The sequence below is a fragment of the Bovifimicola ammoniilytica genome, from assembly GCF_025567085.1.
Lineage (GTDB): Bacteria > Bacillota > Clostridia > Lachnospirales > Lachnospiraceae > Bovifimicola > Bovifimicola ammoniilytica.
The window spans coordinates 1-24,088 of sequence record NZ_JAOQJN010000004.1 but is presented as its reverse complement, the minus strand read 5'-3'; the positions used below and the strand labels follow the sequence as shown (position 1 = coordinate 24,088).

Here is a 24,088-nt window from a genome sequence, read left to right as displayed (position 1 = left end):
ATTACTCTATTCTGAATCATCTGCTAATGCTGCTTTAATCATAATTGCACATTCAACTCTTTTTCTCTCCATTTCACAACCGATGTCATAAGCATCTGTAATCGAACCATGGAACTTATATGAATTTGCTGCACAGCCTCCACTGCAATAATATCTTGCGAAACAGTCCTGACATTTTTCTTTAGCATATACATTACACATTTTAAATTCGTCGCAGATTTCCTGCTTCTTGATTCCCTCGAACACATTTCCCAAAAGGAATTCATCTTGTCCAACAAATTGATGGCATGGATATAAATCTCCCCATGGAGTTACTGCAAGATATTCTGTTCCTGAACCACAACCTGACAATCTCTTTGCAACACATGGTCCCTGTTCTAAGTCAATCATAAAATGGAAGAAATTGAATCCATTTCCCTCTTTCTTTCTCTTAATAAATTCTTTTGCAAGCTTATCATATTCTTCCATTATCACTGGAAGATCCTTTTCTTTTATAGCATATTTTTCATCATCTTCACCTACAACCGGCTCTATTGACATCTGCTTAAAACCTAAATCTGCGAAATGAATTACATCATTTGAAAAATCAAGATTATTATGTGTAAATGTACCTCTTACATAATAATTTGTCTGATTTCTGCTATCTGCAAGTTTTTGGAATTTAGGAACAATTAAATCATAACTTCCTTTTCCATTTCTGAATGGTCTCATCTCATCATTTACTTCTTTACGACCATCTAAGCTAAGCACAACATTTGACATCTCTTTATTGACAAATTCCATTACTTCATCATTAAGTAATACGCCATTCGTTGTCAATGTGAATCTGAAATTCTTATTATATTCTTCTTCTTTAGAACGTCCATATCTAACTATTTCTTTGACAACCTCCCAGTTCATAAGAGGCTCTCCTCCAAAGAAGTCAACTTCAAGATTTCTTCTGTTACCTGAATTAGCAATCAGAAAATCTATTGCCTTTTTACCAACCTCAATGCTCATTAAGGCTCTTCTTCCATGATATTCTCCCTCTTCTGCAAAACAATATTTGCATGCAAGGTTACAATCATGTGCAATATGAAGACATAATGCTTTTACGACTGTCTTTCTCTTCTTAAAATCTGTTATGTATTGTTTATAAACATCTTCCGTAAATAATAACTCAGAGTCTGCTAACTCCTTTACCTCATCATAAGCTTCACTAATCACATCTTCTGAATAGTTGTCTTTCAATTTATTCATAATCTCATCTTTTGAATTATCTTCATAAAGTGAAATTACATCATAACAGGCATCATCTACTACATGTACAGAACCGCTATTTACATCTAATACAATATTATATCCATTATTTTTATATTGATGAATCACAATATTACCTTACCTTTCTAACGCACGATAACAGAGTCAATGCAAGCACCGGCTCTGTTATTTAGAATTATCATTTTTATAATTCTTTATAAGGTGAATTATTTGTTTTCACAGCTCTGATTTCCAACTGTACAAGATGTCTTACATGCTGACTGGCATGATGTCTGACATTCTCCACAACCACCTTTTTTCATTGTCTCTTTTAAAGTTCTTGTGCTTAAAGTCTTTACGTGTTTCATGGAAAATCCTCCTTTAATTCTTTAACTTGGATTATTATAACATAAATCACGAATAATTCAAAGTTTTTTTTAATTACTAATCATTCCACCTAACATTCCTCCAGTCAGACAACTAATCATAGCAATAATCATTCTGCCCGAAAACATATTTCCACCACTTCCAGACATTGCCGAACATATTATCAACAATACAAAATATACTGCACCTATCATAAGTCCAAACAGATACTTCTTACTCTCATTTACTTTTCCAAATATAAAACCACCTATAAATGTTGTAATATAATATGTAATAATAGCACCTATTCTTATGCCATTTTCATCAATTTCCGTTTTATAAAATAATAATGTCATTAATAAAATCATAATTGTTGTAGATATAATCATAAAAACTATTGTCTTGATTATAGGAACTATTTTATTTTTCACTCTCTTCCTCCTGATTAATAACTCTTTTATTTTTATAAGCTCCGGCAAAATATATATTTTTTTAATTTTATTTACTATAATTATATTTCATATTTTAATAAATTAGTACAAAACACTTTACACCTTTTTAATTTTAGGTTAAAATTCCCTTGAACATTTCAATATGTTTAATTCATATATTGGATATATATCTATTATAAATATATCTGAATTCAAAAAGCAAAAAATTAAGGAGAATCAAAATTGAGTAGTTCAGAAATAACACTTTTATTAGTTCTAATCGTTTTACTTTTATTATCTGCCTTCTTCTCATCAGCAGAAACGGCATTTATTACTGTAAGTAATATAAAGATACGTTCACTCATTGAAGAGGGTAATAAAAAGGCAATCTTAGTTAACAAAATTATAGAAAACAAATCCAAGATGTTAAGTGCAATATTAATAGGTAATAACCTCGTAAACATTACTGCTTCAGCTCTTGCAACACTTCTTGCACAGAAGATGTTTGGCGAATATGCGATAAGTTTTGCAACTGGAATACTTACAATACTTGTCTTAATCTTTGGCGAAATTACGCCTAAATCACTTGCTACAATTAATGCATTAAAACTTTCTTTAGCTTATGCCAAAGTAATATACGGGATTATGTATATTTTAACACCTTTTATATTTGTCATAAATTTTCTCGCTAATTCTCTAATGAGACTATTAGGTGTTAATCCTGATGCTAAGACGTCTTCAATTACAGAAACAGAATTAAGAACAATTGTTGATGTCAGCCACGAAGAAGGTGTTATTGAAAAAGAAGAAAAACAGATGATTAACAATGTGTTTGATTTTGGTGATGCAATTGCATCCGATGTAATGGTTCCAAAAGTTGATATGACAATGGCAGATATCAATAGTACATATGATGAGTTAATACAGATTTTCAGAAAGGAAAAATATACAAGAATTCCTATTTATCAGGATACTACTGACAATGTAATTGGAATCATAAATATGAAAGATTTACTTTTATACAATCCTGAACATATATTTGATATCCGAAATTACCTCCGTTCTGCTTTCTACACATATGAAGGGAAGAAAATTTCTGAATTAATGATGGAAATGAAAAAAACTTCTGTAAACATTGTAATCGTACTTGATGAATATGGTGTCACTTCAGGTCTTATAACACTTGAAGACCTCTTAGAAGAAATAGTTGGTGAAATTCATGATGAATACGATATAGATGATGAAGATGATGTAAGAGAAATCTCAAACAACAAATATCTTATAGAAGGCCACATTAAAATTTCAGATTTAAATGACCGTCTTGGACTCAGGCTACATTCTGACGAATATGATTCAATCGGTGGTCTTATCATTGAGAAATTGGATCGTTTTCCTACACCGGGAGATAAAATCATTATCGACAATGTCTCTCTTAAAGTAATATCAATGGATAAAATGAGAATTAATACTGTAGAAATTACAATTTTCACACCCGCTGCTCCACCTAATAACGACAAATAATTTTATATATTATCCGATGAAAATACACTACTTATAAATAGATTAATATTAACTATTGCTATTTTTAATTATTTCATCGGATATTTTTTTATATGCAAATTTGTTTAATACAGATGATTTAATTCTATTATGTATGCGCGAAGTTTGAGTTATTTATTTTATTGCTGCACCTGATAATATACAACCACTATATATTACATCATCATATACCATTCTCTGGGTCTCATATACAACTAATAATGAATAATCTGATATTGTCTGTGCAAATATTTCTCCACTATTTTCAGGTAAAAGTATTCTATATATGTAATTATCCAGCCTCTCTTCCAAAACTTCTTCAATTTCCTGCACTTTTCCACTATGTGAACTGCTGCCAAATATATTTTTATCACTCCATTTATTATTGGTTAATGTATAATATCCATCCTCATCTACTACTATACATGCAATTATTCTATTAGTTATTCTGTCTTTATTATATTCTTTAATATCTCCATATAACAACTCTGCTAATGTTTTTTTTAATACATTTTTAGTTATTTCTAAATCAATTTCACACTTATTATCTATATCTTTTGTATATCCGCTTTTCAATGCCATAACTACCGAATTATCTACTGCCTTATTAATTTCTTCATCACAGATAATCTTCTTGAAAGCCATCTGATCCTTAAACTCATATATAACGCAAAATGATAATATAATTCCCAGAAAGAGGATTGCATAATCAGTAATCTTCATCTTTTATACACCCTCCATAAAACACCACTACATTATCACTATTATCAACCACTTCAATTCTGAATATATCATTTTCTAAAAATTTATGACTTCCATCAGTCTTAAGTTCTTCTAATATCTGCTCTGTATAATCAATATCAATTGATTGACTATCTATATCTTCTATCTCACTATTTATTTTTTCAAAACTATTTTCTATATTTTCACTATTATTTGGATTTTGGGAACTATTCTCCGAATTTTCGATATTATTCTTTGAATTCTTTATATGTTGTAACTTTATTTTATAAATCTTATCTGACTTTTGGATTTTATTCAGATAATCTATATATAAATCACTATATAAGATTCCCTTATTACATACACTGTCAACAAAACATATTGTCTCAGTTAAAATATATGTCTGCTGCATATTATCCTGTCTCCACGACAATATTTTTACCGGAACAATAAATAATGCTATACAACCTATAATAATAGCCACAACTTTTGAATAAATCTCCTCCATACTAATCTCCATTCTACAGGCATAAATTGCCCGAGGAATCGCGAACCAAATGTCATATTTGGCTCTGCGATAAATGCTATTTGTGATATCTGTTGCACAAATAGCTATGTGAAATAATTGATCCATATCACAATTATTTTACACTAACCTCTCTATATCTATCAGAATACTGAATATATCTGTATTCTTTTTCCATAAGCCTGTCAATATTAAAAAGAATACTTAATGCAATTATGAACAATATAACACCTAATGCCTGATAAAACATTCTTATGCTATTTTCCATATTTATACCTGTTCGAATTTTACCCCGGTAATTACATTGTTTCCATTTCTGATAACCTTTCCTTTGAAGCTCGCGTATGGATTTATATAATTAGAAGCCGATGAAGAAATTGCCTGGTTGTAACTTTTAGTACTTTTCATCATTATTTCTCCCGATGAGATATCAAACTGATAGCCATAGAAATCATTGGAATTATTTGTAATAACGTTTATACCCACAAATTCTCCATCTAATTTTTTTATTGCATTTACTACTTCACTTCCTGACACAGTCACATTGTCATACATTGTCTTATCATTTTCTGCAAACTCTGAATTAATTTTTCCAATTTTACTTGTCCCCGTACTGGCGGTTGATTGTGCTTCTTTAGACAAATAAAATCCTAATGTAATTACAACACAAGTTATTACTGTTCCTGCTGCTAAAATTAATGCTTTTAAACTATTCTCCATATTTTCACCTTTACATAGTCCTATATAAATGATACTATCCCGTTATCTTATACTATTAATCATCTAATCTACACTTTTATGCAACTTGCCATATTATTAAACAATCAATATATACTGCATTTTATAAGACTAGCCTTCCTTTCATTTTACTATTTTTATTTTTCTTACTATTTTTTTTATTTTATATATTTAAATATCTATTATTCAAATATAACTTATTCTGCTGTCACTTTAAAAACCTCTAAATAACTGAATATATATCTAAATTAATGTAAATGATTGTATCTGCCTTAATCCCTGATATACAAAAGGTATTACTAACACAAAGCAAATTACAATACATATCGGAATAAATGATATAAATTTGGCAATTAATGCTTTATTATTAATAATCAGATCATTCTCCTGTTTATGCTTTTCCACATAATAAGCCCTGTCTGATAAAATATCCGAAAAGGATTTCTCTATTCCAATCCTGTCACTTGCTATAAAGCAATCCATAAGTCTCTCAAAAGGCAAAAATGCAACGTCATCTTTTGCATCATCAAATACCTTTATTCCTTTGTATACAAGTGTATCTGCTATTCTTTCAATATTATTTTTAAATACTATCGCAAATCTTTCTAACCATTCTAAGATAACTTCTATAGATACTCTGTCCATATACATAAGTATTAATATGACTGACTGAAATCTGACAATTTCTTCTTCCCTGCTTATCTTAAGAAGCTTTTCTCTGATTAATAACATCATATATTCATAATTATATGTACATATTGTTACGCAAGCTATAAGTAAAACTGAAATGCCTACACCTAATATACCTATTTTATGTATTCCCATACTTATAATCAAAACCGTACTTAAAATAAACGTACCTATACTTTTGAAAATCCGACATATTAAAAATTCTTTAACGTTGTATTTATACACTATAGATTTTAAGAACATATCCATTCTATAATATTTCTTATAATTTTTACTAATGTGCTGCATAATTAGTTCATCAACCCATTTTATATCAAGTAGTTCCTTAATCCATAGGCTTTTATTATTATCAAAGTCTATTGGATATTTTAATTTCATAACTATATTAAATATAATTAATGTTATAACTGTTATAATAACAATTGTCAGCTTGCCAATTACTCCATTATAATAATCCGTTAGTTGCGGAATATTTCTTATTCCCCATATGCATATTGATTTTATTGCAAACAAAGGAATTACAATTATACCTGTTAATCCCATAAACATTGCATTTATTTTTTCCCGTTTCAATATCTCCGTATTAATATCATCTTTTAAAAATGATAAATTCATAATAAATAATGATTTATCATTTTTTATTTTATCTCCATATCTTTTTACTGTTACACATAAAGCATAAAATGTCATAAAGAAACTGTTAGGTGCAATATCTACATATGTATAACTATCAGACTCCTTATCATTCAGACTTTCAAGTAGAAGATTTCCCTGGAGATACATTTCATAATCTGAGTTCTGTAATGCTTCCTGTAGTGCCTCGTCAATCATTCCATCATATTTAAACTTAAATCTTACATCCTGTAGAAATTTTTCAAATTGCTTTAATAACTTTATATCAAGCATATTGAATTTCGAATACACTTTATTTTTAGATAACATATACATAATCATAAAACTCATAAACACATAAAATATATTTGTTTTTCCATAAAGCAATATTATAGAAACTACTAAAATGTTAATAATTATTATTTTTAGTATTTCTTTCAAAGTCACATCAACTACCTTCTCTTTATTTCCCGGATAAATAATCGACATTCTCTCCTCTATTACATTAACCATACTCTTTGTAAATATATTATTTTTTATTAGCTTATACACCATATTCTTCAATAAATTCTTTCCCCTCTTCTTTAGTCATATGCAATACCATATTCTTCATTACTTTCTGCGAAAAATCCGCTTTTTTAACATATCTACCATTGTCATATTTAACAATGTCAACTATCTTATATGAGCCATTCTCTGAAACAATCTCTGATATTCTTTCAATATATCTGTGTCCATTTATATCTTTCTCCATATGTATGTCAAATCTTATAACATCAACGACCTGCTCTTCTGCTATTTTTTCATTTCTAAATGAACCATCTGTAAGCAGACAATTTCTTAGATATTTTATCAAGCTTTCTGTCGTCTTTGCATGATGAGTAAACATTGTAAATAGTGAAGCTACCATTGCCATCTGGACAAGCCATGATGCAACCGGTGCTGAAGCCACTTCACCTAATATATTAACCACTCCATCTGTTTTCTTCTGTAAATCCAACCCTTCTTGCCCTGAAATAAAATCAGTTTCCTGAAATGTCAGAATATTTCTGTCCGTATATACATCTCTTAGATGTAATTCAAAAGCTAACTCCTGTATACGCAAAGTATATGTCTGTGGTATATATGCAATTAAAGCCATTAATAACGTAGTCTTTCCACTTCCTTGTGCTCCTGTAATTCCACATACCTGACACCCTTTTACGATCCATTTGAGCACACTTATAACTATTTCATTATTATCATCTGTTATAAGTTCTCTTAAATCTTTATGTTCAATTGTATCGAACTTTCTAACGAAGAATGCAAAACTTTCTGCAAAAGGTGGACGTACGACTACAACTCTTGAATGGTCTTTCATCTCATTTACAATATATCCTCTTGTCATCGATAACTGTCCCGGATGATTGTACCTGTATATATTCATACATATTCTTTCTAATTCATCTTCGCTTTCAAAATCCAGGAATGATATATGTACAGTTTTACCTCGTATAAATGCCCATACACTGTGATAATCTCCGTCTCTTCCGGAAACTCCCCCTGATATTCCATCAATCTTCATATCCCTTAATTCATCGATTACTCCAAGTCCTCTATATCTCTCATAAATTCTCTGTATTAGAATATCAAGTTTTTCTTCAAAGGGTTTATGCACATAAACACTATTGAAAATATCTTCTACATCTTCTTTGGAAATCTCATATTTTAGTCCATTGGCAGTATGTATTGGTTCAAGCAAACCAAATTCATCAGCCATTTTAATAAAACCATCATACTTATATTTCTTCTTATATTGAAATAATACAATATCAAATTTATCTTTTATGGACAGTTTTGAAAGTTTATTAAAGCATATTATATCTGAAATATCATCCTCACTTATATGAAGTTTATCCAGCAGAATATTCTTAATTGCTGCCTTTATATACTCCTTTGAATATATATCACCTACTCCACAGTTTTTCAAAGCACTTCTAAGTTCTCTTTTTCTTATTCTTAACCTTTTTAACTCCTCATCATTTAATCCTATTTCATATAGATTTGCTCTTAATATTCCATTAATTTCTTCATTTATTGTCTCTATTAATTTTTCAATAGTTAATTTTTCCTTATGTTTATTCTCCACTTAAGCACCTCTCCATTATAAGTTTCGTCATACATTCTATCGCCCTTATGAATTCGTATTCACTGTCTCCTTTTTTCTTCTCCATATGCCTTTCATAGAATTCCTGGCTTCTACCACTGCATACAGCATCCCTGAATTTCACACTATAAGGTATGGCACATATTCTTTTCTCGTCTATACCATATTTTCTGCGGATATTATTCAGATTATATTCTGAATTGACATCGTAGTTACCCACAATAAATAATGCTTTGTTCATTACATCTTTGTTCTTTACAATTTTATGTAATGATTTAATGTCCTGGGGAAGATTAACTATAAAAACATCGAATTTATTAAACTTCTCGCTATTCACATACTGAAGATTATTATCCAATTCTATCATACAGATATCATTGGAATTCTTTAGAAATTCTATATATTTATCATAGCATTTTAGAAATCTACTCTGAAATTCGGTATTATTCCTGCCTTTACCTGATAATATATAGCACAGATTTGTATTCCTTATGGCGATTATCTCTTTATTAAATTCCTTCTCAGTTAAAATATTATTTTCTAACTTACTAATTATAGAATCCATACCTCCATAATTATAATATCCATAATCCTCTTTCATTACACTCTCATCATCATATGGTGTAAATGCATATTCAATCCTGTTATAATCATGTTTGCCCTGCATAAGAATAACACGTTTATTGCATCTTTCAGAAATTCCAAGACCTGCGGCAATCATATTGTATGTAGATGAACCTCTTCCCGGTTTCTCACTCCAAAAACCTATTATCAAATACCTTGCCCCCTTTCGCCCATTTTAATGCTTTTTTTACAATATTCTGACTTCTTCCACTTATAATGGAAATACTTTTAACTAATGCTTTGCATAAATCATCTGACAGATACTTAAATTCAATCAACCCATCATAATCCATTCCATATTGATATTCCTTATCATATTCATCAAATTTTACCTCATACATACACAAAATTTTATCTGATGATATCATAAATTTCCCAATATATTTTCTTCCAATACTACCTATTCGGTCCCTTATTATAAATATAATATCTCCTTTAAATTTCCTTATTATATTCTCACATTTAAAAATACTATTCTTATATACAGAGGAATTTATAATCATATAGCAATAACCCGATATATCAAGTCTGCCTGCAATCGTATCATACTCTGTTATATATGTTATTACATAGTCATAGCCTTTTAATTCATCATACGAAAAATTAAAATCTATATTTCTATATGTTCTTATCGTGTTTGAATAATCATTGTGCGATATTACATGTGATAATTCCTTTGTATTACTCCAGTCATTTACCAATATCCTATATCCCATATTATTAAGTATAAATGCACAATACATAACATAGTCCTTATACTCATTTCCAAAACATATTATCTTCTTCTTTTTCGTATAGTCCCTCCATATTCCTGATATTTTATTTGTTATTTGAGATGTTACTTATTATAATATATGATTATCTTTTTGTAAATAGTTTTTTTTTTAATTTTGAAGAATATTTTTATTTTCTAATTGCAATTACTTAAAACATATATTAATATATTATTTAAAAGTTCATACATAAGTATGACAGTTAGGAGGAATTATGCGTCATTTATTAAGTCCATTGGATTTTTCAGTTGAAGAGCTAGATGATTTACTTGCTTTAGCTACAGATATTGAACATAATCCTGATAAATACAAAGATGCCTGTAAAGGTAAAAAATTAGCTACTTTGTTCTATGAGCCTAGTACAAGAACCCGTTTAAGCTTTGAAGCTGCAATGCTTAATCTTGGCGGCAATGTACTCGGCTTTCCTTCAGCTGATTCAAGTTCAGCTTCAAAAGGGGAAAGTGTCTCAGATACTATCCGAATTATATCCTGCTATGCAGATATCTGTGCAATGCGTCATCCAAAAGAAGGTGCACCTTTAGTTGCCTCCACCAAATCATCGATTCCTGTAATTAATGCTGGCGATGGTGGACATCAGCATCCAACGCAAACTTTAACAGACCTTATGACAATCAAATCTCTCAAGGGTAGACTTGATAATTTAGTTATCGGTCTGTGTGGTGATCTTAAGTTCGGGCGTACCGTACATTCTCTTATAAATGCACTCGTCAGATACACAGGTATTAAATTTGTTCTTATTTCACCAAAAGAATTAAGAATTCCTGATTATATTAAACAGGACGTTTTAGAAAAAAATAATATTGAATATAAAGAAGTTGAACATCTTGAAGACATAATGCCTGAACTTGATATTTTATATATGACTCGTGTACAGCGTGAACGTTTCTTTAATGAAGAAGAATATATAAGATTAAAAGACAGCTACATACTTAATGCTGATAAGATGGCATTAGCCAGAAAAGATATGCTTGTCCTCCACCCTCTTCCTCGTGTAAATGAAATTTCTGTTGAAGTTGATGACGATGAACGTGCTGCATACTTTAAACAGGTTCAATATGGTGTATACGTAAGAATGGCACTTATTCTTACACTTTTAAATATAAAAGTTAATTAATCATAAATCTTATTAAAAACTATAACAAACGGGTTTGTGCTTGCGTTGCTGTCGCAAACCCTTAGTAACATAACACAACGCAGAAATGAGGTTTAATATGTTAAATGTAGGTTCTCTTAATGAAGGCATTGTTTTAGACCATATTAAAGCAGGAAAATCAATGTCTATATATAAATATTTAGGGCTTGATAAATTAGACTGTCAGGTTGCCATAATCAAAAATGCACGCAGTAATAAAATGGGGCGAAAAGATATTATTAAAATTGAGGGTTCTCTTGATTTAGTTGACTTAGATATCCTTGGATTCATTGATCACGATATAACTGTCAATATTATTAAAGATGGTGTTATTTACGAAAAGAAGGACTTAAAGCTTCCAAAATTAATTAGAAATGTAATCAGATGCAAGAATCCAAGATGTATTACTTCAATAGAACAGGAACTAGAGCAGATTTTCTTCCTTGCCGATAAGGAAAATGAAGTTTACCGTTGTAAATATTGTGAAGAGAAATATAATCCATCTCTTTAATAAACTTTAAAAACAACACAAAACAGTCATCATTGTATTAATCCAAGAATCAGAAATAATCTGATATTGACTTCATACAATGATGACTGTTTTTACATCTTATCTTTACTTTGGTTGTATTACTCCTTATATATTTCAAACTTTACTCTGGCTGCAATGCTCCATATCTTACTCCGGTCTTTAAACCACCTCTTCTGTAATATCCCAATTCACTCACTGTAACCATCTGGTATCCCTGACTATGTAGCCAGTCAATAATATTTACAGCCGCATCTGCTGTTGTGGAATAGATGTCATGCATCAAAATAATCGCACCATCATAGACAGATGACTGGATATTCTGAATAGTTGACTGCGCATCTCTCGTCTTCCAGTCTAATGTATCAATTGACCACAATATAACCGGGTCAGTAATTGTTGCCATAACATTATCATCTACCGCACCATATGGAGGTCTGATTGGAACTACTTTCTGTCCTGTAAGCTGCATAATTTTTTCTTTAACACCATTTACCTCACTTAGTATACCATTGGTATCTAATTTAGTAAGCTGTGCATGTGAATTTGTATGATTTCCAACTTCACTTCCCTCCGCTGCTTCTCTTTTGATAATATCTGCATATTTATCTATATTAGAACCTACAACGAAAAATGTTGCATGAGCATTATATTTCTTTAATGCATCCAATATTCTTATTGTACTTTCTCCACCAGGTCCATCATCAAATGTTAATGCGACCATTGGTTTAGCTGGGTCTATATTAGGATTCGAATAATCTATTTTATCAACTGATTCTCCTTCTGAAGTTGTCTCTTCAAGTGTAGTACTTTCAGGCTGTGTTGTTGCCTCTTCTGAGGTTGTTTCTTCAGAGTTTATCTCATCTTTATTCGAAGTATCTTCTTTATTACCTGACTCAACTACTTTTGATGTTTTTTCTTCACTTTTGTTGTTCTTATCTGATGATTTAATCCTACCTGAGCCAAACACACCAACACATATTACTATAATGGCAAGTACAATCGATATAACCAATCCTATAATCTGCTTTTTCATATTCTTACCTTAATCCTATCTTTTGAAATTCTATATTATTATATTCATCATTTGTAATGAGCAGAACTGTAAGCCGGGTTATGTTTTAGACAATCATCTATCTAGTCCTATTGTCGCCAATAGGCTCAAGCGACCTACCCGAAAACTTAGCGGGCAACTAATTGTTTTCTGTTCGGTCTTGCTTCGGATGGGGTTTACATGTGCCTGTAATGTTACCATTACAGCGGTAGTCTCTTACTCTGCCTTTCCACCCTTACCATATAGAATATGGCGGTTTATTTCTGTTGCACTGGCCTTAGAGTCACCTCTACCAGATGTTATCTGGCATCCTGCCCTGTGAAGCCCGGACTTTCCTTACCTGCGTACTTTCGCCAATAGCAGCCACGATTATCTGTCCTACTCAATACATTATTACTTTATCACTATAACAATCTTTTGTAAACATCTCTATATTACTAATCTGTTAACTTTTGTTTAAGTATTTAATTTTATACATTAAAGCAACTTCCACCTACAAACTCCCTTACAAGTGAATTATTAGGTATATCCTCTGTATTAACACCTAAGAAATAATCCAGGAATTTTAATAATCTCTTAGCTTCAACATATTCTGGAGATGTTGATGGTATACCGAATAATAGTGGTTCTGCAAATTGTTTTAAAACGGATAATTCATATATGAGTGCAGAATTAAACATTACATCTGCTTCCTCCTGAAATGGGAAAATATAGCTTTCTTCACCATTTCTTACTGACTGCCATCTGGCAATAGTCTCTTCTGCAGATATTCCTCTGGTTCTTGCATCTCTTACCATTCTTCTTATAAGTCTGCCATCCGTTGTCGAAATTCTATTATGTTCATCAATATTTAATTGTGTTAAAGCACTTATATATATCTTAAATTTGCTGTTCTTTGGCAATGCATATGATAATTTATCATTAAGTCCATGAATTCCCTCAATTACTAAAATGTCATCTTTGCCGAGTGTAAGTGTATTCCCCTTATATTCACGTTTTCCTGTAATGAAATTATATGTCGGCATTTTAATTGTCTTACCATCTAACAGGTCTAACATGTCTTTATTAAATTGCTCTACATCTAGTGCTTCTAACACTTCAAAATTATAATTTCCATTTTCATCTCTAGGTGTAATATCACGGTTAATAAAATAATCATCAACACCAATTGGATGTGGATTAAGCCCATTAGCTTTAAGTTGTATACTTAATCTATGTGAAAAACTTGTTTTTCCTGAAGATGACGGACCTGCTATCATTATGAATTTCTTATCTTTGCTCTCTGCAATCATGGTAGCAATTTCAGCAATCTTCTTCTCTTGTAATGCCTCTGCCACAAGAATAATATCCTTTATATTTCCTTGTGAAATCTGCTCATTTAATGCACCAACGGTATCTATCTTCAACGTTTCACTCCATTTTTCCGATTCCTTAAGAACATTAAATAGATTCTTCTGTGGCTTGAATTCAGGAACAACATTCGGATTCTCCTTAGTTGGTAATTGTAGAACAAAACCTTCATCATACAGAAATAAATCAAAATATTTTACATAACCTGTATTAGGAACCATATATCCATAGAAATAATCCTCGAAACCTTTTAGGCTATAAATGTTTACCTTAGATGCTCTTCTATACTTAAATAACTTCTCTTTATCGTACATTCTGTGACGATTAAATAAATCTATAGCACTTGTTGTACCAATAGTTCTCTTATTAATCTGAGCATTTTCAGCAACTATTTCATTCATTCTTATCTTAACTTTATCAAGCAGTTCCTGATTAAGTTTGACTTTGCTATTTAATGTACAATAATAACCTTTGCTTAACGAATATTGTACCGAAATTTTATTAATATTCTTATTACCTACCACATCATAGAAGGCTTTTAACATTATTAATGTTGCACTTCTTCTGTATGCTTCAATTCCGGGCGATGTCTTAGTTGTTAAAAACTCAATTCTGCAATCACTTGTTACTTTCTTAAATAACTCTGTAAGTTTTCCATTCTTCAATACTAAGACTATAGGACTGTCATATTGATCCTGAAAATCTTTAGCAATCTCTGTATAACTTATTCCCTCATTGTACTGTTTTAATTCTCCACCCACCGTTACATTACATATTTCTGCCATACCTTAGTCTCCATTTTCTAATTTATTCATTACATTAGTAAGCATTTTCTTTTCTTTTTCTAACTCTGCTATTCTTGATTTTGCATTATCAGTGCCGTTTTTGCTTATATTTTCAAATATCTTCTCAACTTTATTATATTCCTTGTAAATGTATTTCATTAATACTTCATCTTTCTTTTCTATAAGTATTTTACCATACATATAATCTTCTTCTGAATAAATGTCATCTATGCCCTTTACGACTTTCATTATCGTATAGAATTTATCCTCATCAATAATCATTTTCTCATCAATAATCTTAAAATCATTATTATGAAGATATTTTCTTACGAGCCATACTTCCGAATGTGGCGATAATACTAACTCTTTAAGTTCATCTGTCACATTTCTTCCATTATCTAAAATCTTTGTAATCAGCTCTCCACCCATTCCGGCAATTACCGCACAATCAGCTTCTCCCGGTTCTAATTTATCAAAACCATTAGATAATCTTGTCTCTATAAGCTTCTCTAAACCATTTTCTTTTATATTTTCCTGTGCACGTAATATAGGACCTTTATTTATATCCATCGCAATGGCATAGGGTACTATTCCCTGCTCTGTTAAATAAATAGGTATATATCCATGGTCAGTTCCTATATCAGCTACCCTTAAGCCGGGTGTCACAAATGATGCAACTGCCTGTAATCTGTCTGATAGTTTCACATTGTCCTCCACTTCAGGGCATTTAATCCATAACTTTAATCAAGATAATCCTTTAACTTTTTACTTCTGCTTGGATGTCTTAATTTTCTCAAAGATTTTGCCTCTATCTGTCTTATTCTCTCTCTTGTAACATTAAATTCTTTTCCAACCTCTTCAAGCGTTCTTGAACGTCCATCATCAAGTCCAAATCTAAGTCTTAAAACTAACTGTTCTCTTGGAGTAAGCGATGTTAGAACTTCTCCTATCTGCTCTTTTAACATTGTATAGGCTGCTGCTTCAGAAGGAACAGGAACATTATCATCCTGTATGAAGTCACCTAAATGACTATCCTCCTCTTCTCCGATAGGTGTCTCTAATGATACAGGTTCCTGGGCTATCTTAATAATTTCTCTTACTTTCTCAACAGGCATATCAAGTTTTTTAGCTATCTCCTCAGCACTTGGTTCTCTTCCAAGTTCCTGAACTAACTGTCTTGACACTCTCATAATCTTATTAATGGTCTCTACCATATGGACCGGTATTCTGATTGTTCTTGCCTGATCCGCAATTGCCCTTGTAATTGCCTGTCTTATCCACCATGTAGCATATGTGCTGAATTTATATCCTTTTCTGTAATCGAACTTATCAACAGCCTTAATCAGACCTAAATTACCCTCCTGAATCAGATCCAAGAATAACATTCCTCTTCCAACATATCTTTTTGCAATACTTACAACAAGACGTAAATTAGCCTCAGCAAGCTTCTGTTTAGCTTCTTCATCACCTAATTCTATTTTCTTGGCAAGTTCAATTTCCTCTTCTGCTGTCAAAAGTGGCACTTTACCTATTTCCTTAAGATACATTCTTACGGGATCATCCATTCCAACACCCTCCGGAACAGACAAATCTACCTTCGATAAATCTACATCAGGTATGCCTTCATACTTTTCATCACCATCAATTTCATCTAAAAGAGCTGATGAATCCATCTCTTTATCCGACATTGGAATAATTTCAACCTTTGCCTTTTCAAGTTGCTCAAAAACCCTGTCAAATAATTCTCCGTCTTCTGAAGTATCTGGAAATTCTGCCATAATATCTTCATATTTTAACGAATTATTATTCTTTTTAGACAATTCTAACAGTTTTGCTATTCTCTCATTAAATTTTAAATCATTTTCATTCATATTGTGCCGTCCTCCAATACATCTAAGTTTTACAGTATTATGCGTATTTTCTGCAATTTTTTCTGTTCATTGATAATTTCCTGTAATTCACTTACTTCTTTAGCATTTCTGCTTGCATAATCAAGACTATTTTTCTTAACCTTATACACTGTATCATTAAGTGCTTTTTCCTTTTCCTGACTGCTCATCTCTTCACGTAATGAAGTATTAAACAATTCTGCTGCTTCTCTATGTTCGTCCTCTTCAGTAAATTGATTCAGAATCTTCGCCGGATTAATTGCTCCACTTTCTAACTGTTCAAATAGCATTTTTGCTACCATATAATACAATGGCTCGACAAAATCCTTTTCTGAAATAATATCTTTAATTTTTCCATAAATATTCTCATCTTCTATCAACCATGTCAATAAAATCTTCTGAGCCTGCTTAACACCATCTTCTAAATGTTTTTTAGATTTCTTTAAGTCTCTTTCTATTTCTTCATTTACTTCATTTTCATTATATCTATCAGTATATCCTTCTCCACTATACGATAGAGCTAACTTTTTAACCATTTTATCAAGACTCTCAAATGGTATCATAAATTCTTTACTTACAGCTTCAATATACACGTTTCTTTCTAGCTCGTCCGGAAATTCTAATAATTTATTAGCAACATTATTATAGAATTCCGCTTTTGCATGAGGATCATCTAAATCATACTGCTCTCTCATCATTTTTATTTCAAATATAAAGCTGTTCATTGCATTGTCTATTCTCTTTTGATATTCGTCGGCTCCTAAATTCTTTATAAATTCATCAGGATCCTTATATGGTGTCATATCTAACACTTTCATTGCAATGCCTGCACGCTTTAATATCGGAATAGCCCTTAGAGCCGCTTTTCGACCTGCTCCATCACTATCAAAGGTAAGTACGACTTCCTTTACATACCTCTTAATAAGCATCGCATGCTGGTCTGTAAATGCTGTACCAAGTGCCGCCACTGCATTAGTAAAACCTGCCCTGTGTAAAGCTATAACATCCATATATCCTTCGCATATAAGTAAATATGGTTTCCTGCTTATCCTTGCGAAATTCATACCATACAGATTACGGCTCTTCTCAAATATCTTAGTCTCCGGTGAATTGAGGTATTTCGGTTCACCCTCGCCCATAACACGACCGCCGAAACCAATTACACGACTGTTAATATCAAGAATAGGAAACATAACTCTGTTCCAGAATTTATCATAAGTTCCTTTCTCAGAGAATGAAAAAAGCCCTGATTCCTTTAATATATCATCTGAATATCCAAATGTTTTCATATATTGATATAAATCATTACTTGTCTTTGTTGAATATCCAAGACCAAATCTTACAATAGTTTCATTATCAAGTCCTCTTTCGTTAAAATACTTAAGACCTATCTTTCCTTTTTCACTTTTCAACTGATGATGAAAATACATTGCCGCCTTTTTATTAATTTCTAACAGGTTGGCACGCAAATCTGCTCTTTTTCTTTCTTCTTCTGAATATTCTGCCTCTGGAAGAGTTATTCCTGCTCTGTCTGCTAACATCTTAACAGCTTCTACAAATGAATAATTCTCATATTTCATAATAAATGAATATACATTTCCACCTTCACCACAACCAAAGCAATAATACATCTGTTTACCCGGTGTTACGGAAAATGATGGTGACTTCTCATTATGAAATGGGCATAATCCAAAATATGTTGCTCCCTGTTTTTTCAATTTCACATATGAAGAAATTACATCTACAATATCATTTCTAGACCTTATTTCCTCAATCAAATCATCTGAATAATACATATCTTCCTCACTTTTATGCTATCTATACAGGTAATTACAATTTACCCTATAATTCGTATAATATGTAACTACTAACTAAGTATTTATTTAATTACCTGCATTCTATATTATGACTTCCAGAAAGATGGAACAAATAATTCTTCAAATTTTCTAACTGAATACTGATCAGTCATTCCAGCAATATAATCACATACTACTCTTTCAGGCCTCTCTTTTCTAACATTGATAAGCCATATATATTCTTCCGGCATCTCTTCTATATGGTATAAATAATAATTATATAATTGTGTAAGCATACGTTTTGCCTTTATCTCTTCTCCCTTTGCTACAGGATTAGAGTACACGTTTTTAAACATAAACTCACGCAGCCCCTTCATTGCACTTTCTATTCTTACCGACATTATAATATCTGGTTCATCTAGACTGTTATTAACAATATCATAAATCATCGTATTAAGTCTTTCTTTTTTAGAATGACCTAATATATTTGTAAATTCGACAGGCAAATCACTTTCACTAAGTATTTTTCCTCTAATCGCATCATCTATATCATGATTAATGTATGCTATTTTATCCGAAAGTCTGACAATCTTACCTTCCATAGTAGATGGATTGCCTGAAGTTCTGTGGTTGACTATACCATCCCTTACTTCCTTAGTAAGATTTAATCCCTGACCCTTCTTCTCTAGAATCTCGACTACCCTTATACTCTGCTCAAAATGTGCGAAACCATCCTTGCAAATATTATTAAGTGCCGATTCTCCGGCATGTCCAAATGGAGTATGTCCCAAATCATGTCCAAGAGCAATTGCTTCCGTCAAATCCTCATTCATCCTAAGAGCTTTTGCTATTGTTCTAGCAATCTGCGAAACCTCAAGAGTATGCGTGAGTCTGGTTCTATAATGGTCACCTGCCGGTGCTAAAAATACCTGTGTTTTATGTTTCAATCGTCTAAATGCCTTACAATGAATTATCCTGTCTCTGTCTCTCTGATAACAGGTTCGTATATCACATGGAGTTTCTTCTCTGTCGCGACCTTTGGAATATCTGCTAAATGACGCATATTTACTAAGAGTTTTTAATTCAATTTCCTCTAATTCTTCTCTAATAGTCATCAAATTCCTCCCTGCTATTATATTCTACTATAAAATTATTATAAATCTGCTTTGGAACTAATTCAAAATTGATTCAGGCATTGTAAATCGATAATTATAACTAATATAATTTATAATTCTGTGATTATCACAATCCTCCATATATATTATTCTACATAAATCTTTTATTTCCTTTTTTTATGTAAATATTTTTATACTTTTATTCTACATATCTACATAATTGCTGCATCTAATGCAATTTCCATCATATCTGTAAATGATTTCTGTCTCTCATTTGCGGTTGTAACCTGGGAAGATACAAACGAATCAGATATTGTAAGAATACATGCTGCATTTTTACCTAAGACTGATGCATTATGGAATAACGCAAAGCTCTCCATCTCAACACATACACAGCCTTTTTCTTCATATAAATTCTTATAATAAGGAGTTTTATCTTCTCTATAAAATACATCTGATGAATGTACACAACCCTCTATTATCTTTTTACCAAGATTTTGGGCTGATTTTCTGATTTTATAATTTAAAACTTCTGATGGATATGTAATATCCTTATCATATCCACTCTGTATCTTTGCATAGCTTGATTCTGAATAAGCAGCATTGGCAAGTACTACATCAAACACTCCTGCTTCTTCACAATATGAACCTGCTGAACCAATTCTTATTATATTTTCTACACCATACATTGAATATAACTCATATGAATAGATACCAATTGATGGCATACCCATACCTGAGCCCATTACGGAAACTTCTTTTCCATTATACTTTCCTGTATATCCAAACATATTTCTGACTTCATTAAACTGTTTAACATCAGTTAAAAATGTTTCAGCTATAAATTTTGCTCTTAAAGGATCTCCGGGCATCAATACAGTTTTTGCTATATCCCCCTTATTTGCACTATTATGTGGTGTTGACATAAAGCATACCTCCATTCCATATTCTTCTAACAGATACTTAAATAAATTTTATATAACGTAAAAAGCCCTTAGTTATCTCTAAGGGCTTGCAATGCGGAAAAAGGGACTTGAACCCTCACGTCGTTGCCAACACTAGATCCTTAGTCTAGCCTGTCTGCCAATTCCAGCATTTCCGCATTCATTTGTTAACTCAAATGCGTTAATTATATTAACATTAATATAGACATTTGTCAACAACTTTTTAATTATTTTTCTATTATTTTGTTAAATTATTTATTTTTATATTTCAATCTCATTATTCGTCAAAATTTTACTTACAGAATTCCCGTCTAAAATTAAAAGTATACTCTCACTTAAACATTATCTTCAAATATTACCTTATTATTTTTGAATGACACTTTATATCTATATAATATTATTTAAAAAAATAACTTCCAACCTTTTTTATTGGCTAGAAGTTATTTACTTTAGATATTAATATATTATATGATAAATAATTATACTGTTTTAAATACACTTATTTCCTTGTTAAGTGTCTGCGCTAAATTATTTAAACTATCTGCATCTTTAGCTAAGTCGTTAATTACTTCACTTAATTGTATTGTAGATGCAGACGTTTCTTCTGAAGCTGCCGCATTTTCTTCTGAAATTGCTGACAACGACTGTATTATGTCAATTATTAGTTTTCTGTTTTCATTTAATTCATTCATAAGTAATTCGATTTCACTTACACTTTCAACAGATTTCATAACTCCATCTATTACTACATTGAAATTTTCTTTTGTATTAGCAAGCTTACTTGACTGCATATCAACATTGATTTTAACTTCTCTCATAACTTCTACTGATTTTTCTGATTCAGACATTAAACCATTAATTTCATTCATTATCTCATCTGCTGAAACATTAGTCTGTTCAGCTAATGACTGTATCTCACTTGCTACCACTGCAAAGCCTTTACCATTTTCTCCTGCTCTCGCTGCTTCTATACTTGCATTCAAGGCTAACAGATTAGTTTCATCAGCAATAGCTGTTATAGCATTTGCTGCATTGCTTATTCTTAATACCGCATCATTAGTAAGTTCAGTATGTTTATATATTCTGTCTACTGCTGACATAGTTTTTGCATTTGCTACTGATAGTTCAACAACCATTTTATGTGCTTCTTCGCCATTTTTCTTCATTATCTTAGAGTTATTAGTAAGATTCTCGACAGACTTTGATATTCTCTCAATCTCCTGTCCCATAGCTATAATATCATTTGTGGCATTCTGTGTCTCTTCTGCCTGTGATACTGTTCCCGTCGCAATCTCCTCTATTGCTTTATCGACTTCTTCTGTTGTACTATTAGTAATATCAACTGTTTCTTTTATCTTAACTGATGACTCTGAAAGATTATTAACAATATTTTTTATATTCTCTATCATTTCACTCAATGAAAAATTAAGCTTTATTGCTGATTCGGCTATGTCACCAATTTCTGTCTTATCATCGATTACTTTCTTATCAATTGAAGTTGTCAAATCGCCACCTCTCATATTTCCAAGATAGCCTGATACGTTCTTAATCCTTTTAATAATACCATTAACCATATAAGTTATTGCAAAAATGGTTATTACAAGTAAAGCCAAAATTGAACAACCAATAATTAATACTACTTCTGTCATTTTATCAATTACTATTTTTATCTCTTTAGAAGCAGATAACATACCAATAACATTTTCCGAATTATCTTTCAACGGAATGTATACTGAGCAATATTCTGTTCCTGCAATTGTTTCTCTGCATTTGTATACTTTACCATTTTTTATAACTGTATTCTCTATATCCTCTTTTACAAATAAATGATTTACTCTATTCATTTTTTTATCGAATATAGTAGTCAAAATAGATTCATTTTTATAAAATACTGTTATGTCATCTCCAGTTTTCTTCTTAATTGCATCAATCATGGTATTGTTATTAGTTATTCTGTAACTTCCTTTTTTTAATTCGCCATCTTCGTATACATAATTACTGTCATCAATTTCATCATAAACCTTATCTACCATATTAGCAACTGCTTCAAGTTCTGAATAGGCATCTTCTCTCATTACTTCTATCAGTTTATATGAACTTATAACTGTTAACATCACTGCCATTATTATAATAGGTATTAATGAAACAAGTAATATCTTCTTCATTAACCCTTTCTTCTGAAACTGATTATGTAATTCCTTTTTCTCTTCTTTAATTTTTTTCTTCTTTTTCTTAATGTTTTCTGACAACTCTTCAATCTTTCCTGCCATATCTTCCGCTATTTTTTCTTCCATAGTATCTCCATTTCCGAATCATTATTGAGTCTTTATCATATATATGTGTATAAACCACATCTGACAGATTACCATTATCCCATAATACACTCAATTTTCATCTCTAGAATATAGTTTTTATGTAATTTTACATCACGTAATATTATAATCTAATTTTATCATATATTTCATATTAATAAAACAATAAATATTTTTTTATTATGTTTAAGATATTGATTTTTACTATTTTTACTGTTATAATATTGGCTATGTCTGTATTATAAACAGATTATGCACTCGTGGCGGAATTGGCATACGCGCATGATTCAGGTTCATGTCCAGTTTTCTGGGTGTGGGTTCAAGTCCCATCGAGTGCATTTTTAATTTTGATAATAGTATAAGAATATATTGATTCAGTATAAAAGAAAATAGAACAATGCATATGTTGTTCTATTTTTATTTTTCTCAATTAGCTTTCTTTAGGTCTTCACTTAATATATTTCTACACAAGAATAAAGAATGTCGCTTGCGACATTCCCCGTCTGCGGCTGGTTGATATAGCAACATTTTCTGCTCCACCTCAGTGCGATCCTCGCGGAGCGTTTTTTACTTACCAGGACAATTTCAACGAATTTTCCTGGCAAGCAAAAAAGAGAACATCATCTGTTCTCTTTTTCTTCTTTATATATCCTTCTGTACCTTCAAAACTACACATTAACTTATCTTCCAATTCTTAACTTCCGTCCTCTTTCCTAAACCGTTTTGGTTAAGCTTTCGACCTATTAGTATTAGT

23 protein-coding genes, 2 tRNA genes and 1 other RNA gene are annotated in these 24,088 nt (G+C 31.2%); 4 read left to right on the top strand and 22 right to left on the bottom strand.

Features of this window, described 5'->3' with window-relative positions; all coding sequences use genetic code 11:
- Window positions 1-6: 6 nt before the first annotated feature.
- From scfB to OCV48_RS05835, 3 genes are all read right to left on the bottom strand, one after another.
- Window positions 7-1,368, bottom strand: coding sequence for a thioether cross-link-forming SCIFF peptide maturase (gene scfB, locus OCV48_RS05845; protein ID WP_021983741.1), 1,362 nt, complete (start codon window positions 1,366-1,368; stop codon window positions 7-9).
- Between the two features lie 98 nt (window positions 1,369-1,466).
- Window positions 1,467-1,607 (bottom strand): six-cysteine ranthipeptide SCIFF, encoded by a 141-nt coding sequence (gene scfA, locus OCV48_RS05840; protein WP_021983742.1) that lies wholly within the window; start codon window positions 1,605-1,607, stop codon window positions 1,467-1,469.
- A gap of 69 nt (window positions 1,608-1,676) precedes the next feature.
- On the bottom strand, window positions 1,677-2,036 hold the full coding sequence (locus OCV48_RS05835; protein WP_021983743.1) for a TIGR04086 family membrane protein: 360 nt from the start codon (window positions 2,034-2,036) through the stop codon (window positions 1,677-1,679).
- A 243-nt stretch (window positions 2,037-2,279) separates the two neighbouring features.
- Here OCV48_RS05835 and OCV48_RS05830 point away from each other — a divergent pair, with 243 nt between their 5' ends.
- Entirely contained in the window at window positions 2,280-3,557 is a 1,278-nt protein-coding gene (locus OCV48_RS05830) for an HlyC/CorC family transporter (RefSeq protein WP_021983744.1), read from the top strand.
- 153 nt (window positions 3,558-3,710) lie between these two features.
- Here OCV48_RS05830 and OCV48_RS05825 read toward each other — a convergent pair whose 3' ends face one another.
- The 8 genes from OCV48_RS05825 to OCV48_RS05790 all read right to left on the bottom strand — a co-directional run bounded on the left by OCV48_RS05825 (window position 3,711) and on the right by OCV48_RS05790 (window position 10,377).
- Entirely contained in the window at window positions 3,711-4,298 is a 588-nt protein-coding gene (locus tag OCV48_RS05825) for a hypothetical protein (RefSeq protein WP_021983745.1), read from the bottom strand.
- Window positions 4,285-4,806, bottom strand: coding sequence for a hypothetical protein (locus OCV48_RS05820; RefSeq protein ID WP_021983746.1), 522 nt, complete (start codon window positions 4,804-4,806; stop codon window positions 4,285-4,287). The genes OCV48_RS05825 and OCV48_RS05820 overlap by 14 nt, the downstream gene beginning before the upstream one ends.
- Window positions 4,807-4,939: 133 nt before the next feature.
- A complete protein-coding gene (locus OCV48_RS05815) occupies window positions 4,940-5,092 on the bottom strand; it encodes a hypothetical protein (RefSeq protein ID WP_021983747.1) in 153 nt (50 codons plus the stop codon).
- Between the two features lie 2 nt (window positions 5,093-5,094).
- Window positions 5,095-5,544, bottom strand: a complete 450-nt coding sequence (locus OCV48_RS05810; protein ID WP_021983748.1) for a hypothetical protein — start codon at window positions 5,542-5,544, stop codon at window positions 5,095-5,097.
- A gap of 261 nt (window positions 5,545-5,805) precedes the next feature.
- On the bottom strand, window positions 5,806-7,428 hold the full coding sequence (locus OCV48_RS05805; RefSeq protein WP_147591393.1) for a hypothetical protein: 1,623 nt from the start codon (window positions 7,426-7,428) through the stop codon (window positions 5,806-5,808).
- On the bottom strand, window positions 7,409-8,992 hold the full coding sequence (locus tag OCV48_RS05800; protein WP_021983750.1) for an ATPase, T2SS/T4P/T4SS family: 1,584 nt from the start codon (window positions 8,990-8,992) through the stop codon (window positions 7,409-7,411). Before OCV48_RS05800 ends, OCV48_RS05805 begins: the two co-directional genes overlap by 20 nt.
- A complete protein-coding gene (locus tag OCV48_RS05795; RefSeq protein ID WP_021983751.1) occupies window positions 8,982-9,785 on the bottom strand; it encodes a hypothetical protein in 804 nt (267 codons plus the stop codon). The genes OCV48_RS05800 and OCV48_RS05795 overlap by 11 nt, the downstream gene beginning before the upstream one ends.
- Complete coding sequence (locus OCV48_RS05790) at window positions 9,763-10,377, bottom strand: hypothetical protein (RefSeq protein ID WP_021983752.1); 615 nt, start codon at window positions 10,375-10,377, stop codon at window positions 9,763-9,765. The genes OCV48_RS05795 and OCV48_RS05790 overlap by 23 nt, the downstream gene beginning before the upstream one ends.
- Window positions 10,378-10,621: 244 nt before the next feature.
- On the opposite strand from OCV48_RS05790, the gene pyrB reads away from it, so the two are divergent.
- Both pyrB and OCV48_RS05780 read left to right on the top strand, forming a co-directional pair.
- Window positions 10,622-11,542, top strand: a complete 921-nt coding sequence (gene pyrB, locus OCV48_RS05785) for an aspartate carbamoyltransferase (protein ID WP_021983753.1) — start codon at window positions 10,622-10,624, stop codon at window positions 11,540-11,542.
- Between the two features lie 97 nt (window positions 11,543-11,639).
- The gene (locus OCV48_RS05780) at window positions 11,640-12,071 is read left to right on the top strand and encodes an aspartate carbamoyltransferase regulatory subunit (protein ID WP_021983754.1); all 432 of its coding nucleotides are present in this window, start codon (window positions 11,640-11,642) and stop codon (window positions 12,069-12,071) included.
- A gap of 142 nt (window positions 12,072-12,213) precedes the next feature.
- Here the strand turns inward: OCV48_RS05780 and OCV48_RS05775 are convergent, their stop codons facing one another.
- The 11 genes from OCV48_RS05775 to OCV48_RS05725 form a co-directional block, all read right to left on the bottom strand.
- The gene (locus OCV48_RS05775; RefSeq protein WP_021983755.1) at window positions 12,214-13,125 is read right to left on the bottom strand and encodes a polysaccharide deacetylase family protein; all 912 of its coding nucleotides are present in this window, start codon (window positions 13,123-13,125) and stop codon (window positions 12,214-12,216) included.
- Window positions 13,126-13,178: 53 nt separating this feature from the next.
- An RNA gene (rnpB, locus tag OCV48_RS05770) (RNase P RNA component class A) lies at window positions 13,179-13,528 on the bottom strand.
- An 85-nt stretch (window positions 13,529-13,613) separates the two neighbouring features.
- The gene (locus OCV48_RS05765; RefSeq protein WP_021983756.1) at window positions 13,614-15,278 is read right to left on the bottom strand and encodes a nucleoside kinase; all 1,665 of its coding nucleotides are present in this window, start codon (window positions 15,276-15,278) and stop codon (window positions 13,614-13,616) included.
- A 3-nt stretch (window positions 15,279-15,281) separates the two neighbouring features.
- Window positions 15,282-15,983, bottom strand: a complete 702-nt coding sequence (locus OCV48_RS05760; protein WP_021983757.1) for a tRNA (adenine(22)-N(1))-methyltransferase — start codon at window positions 15,981-15,983, stop codon at window positions 15,282-15,284.
- A gap of 35 nt (window positions 15,984-16,018) precedes the next feature.
- Entirely contained in the window at window positions 16,019-17,149 is a 1,131-nt protein-coding gene (rpoD, locus tag OCV48_RS05755; RefSeq protein WP_021983758.1) for an RNA polymerase sigma factor RpoD, read from the bottom strand.
- Window positions 17,150-17,178: 29 nt separating this feature from the next.
- Window positions 17,179-18,963 (bottom strand): DNA primase, encoded by a 1,785-nt coding sequence (gene dnaG / locus OCV48_RS05750; protein ID WP_021983759.1) that lies wholly within the window; start codon window positions 18,961-18,963, stop codon window positions 17,179-17,181.
- A 107-nt stretch (window positions 18,964-19,070) separates the two neighbouring features.
- Window positions 19,071-20,078 carry a deoxyguanosinetriphosphate triphosphohydrolase gene (locus tag OCV48_RS05745; protein ID WP_021983760.1) on the bottom strand — a complete coding sequence of 336 codons (1,008 nt, stop codon included), beginning with the start codon at window positions 20,076-20,078 and terminating at the stop codon, window positions 19,071-19,073.
- A 212-nt stretch (window positions 20,079-20,290) separates the two neighbouring features.
- On the bottom strand, window positions 20,291-21,004 hold the full coding sequence (gene deoD, locus OCV48_RS05740) for a purine-nucleoside phosphorylase (RefSeq protein ID WP_147591392.1): 714 nt from the start codon (window positions 21,002-21,004) through the stop codon (window positions 20,291-20,293).
- A 92-nt stretch (window positions 21,005-21,096) separates the two neighbouring features.
- Window positions 21,097-21,180: transfer RNA gene (locus OCV48_RS05735), tRNA-Leu, on the bottom strand.
- A 321-nt stretch (window positions 21,181-21,501) separates the two neighbouring features.
- Complete coding sequence (locus OCV48_RS05730) at window positions 21,502-23,316, bottom strand: methyl-accepting chemotaxis protein (RefSeq protein WP_147591391.1); 1,815 nt, start codon at window positions 23,314-23,316, stop codon at window positions 21,502-21,504.
- Window positions 23,276-23,410 carry a hypothetical protein gene (locus OCV48_RS05725; protein WP_262559198.1) on the bottom strand — a complete coding sequence of 45 codons (135 nt, stop codon included), beginning with the start codon at window positions 23,408-23,410 and terminating at the stop codon, window positions 23,276-23,278. Before OCV48_RS05725 ends, OCV48_RS05730 begins: the two co-directional genes overlap by 41 nt.
- 178 nt (window positions 23,411-23,588) lie before the next feature.
- Here OCV48_RS05725 and OCV48_RS05720 point away from each other — a divergent pair.
- A tRNA-Leu gene (locus tag OCV48_RS05720) sits at window positions 23,589-23,672 on the top strand.
- Window positions 23,673-24,088 lie beyond the last annotated feature (416 nt).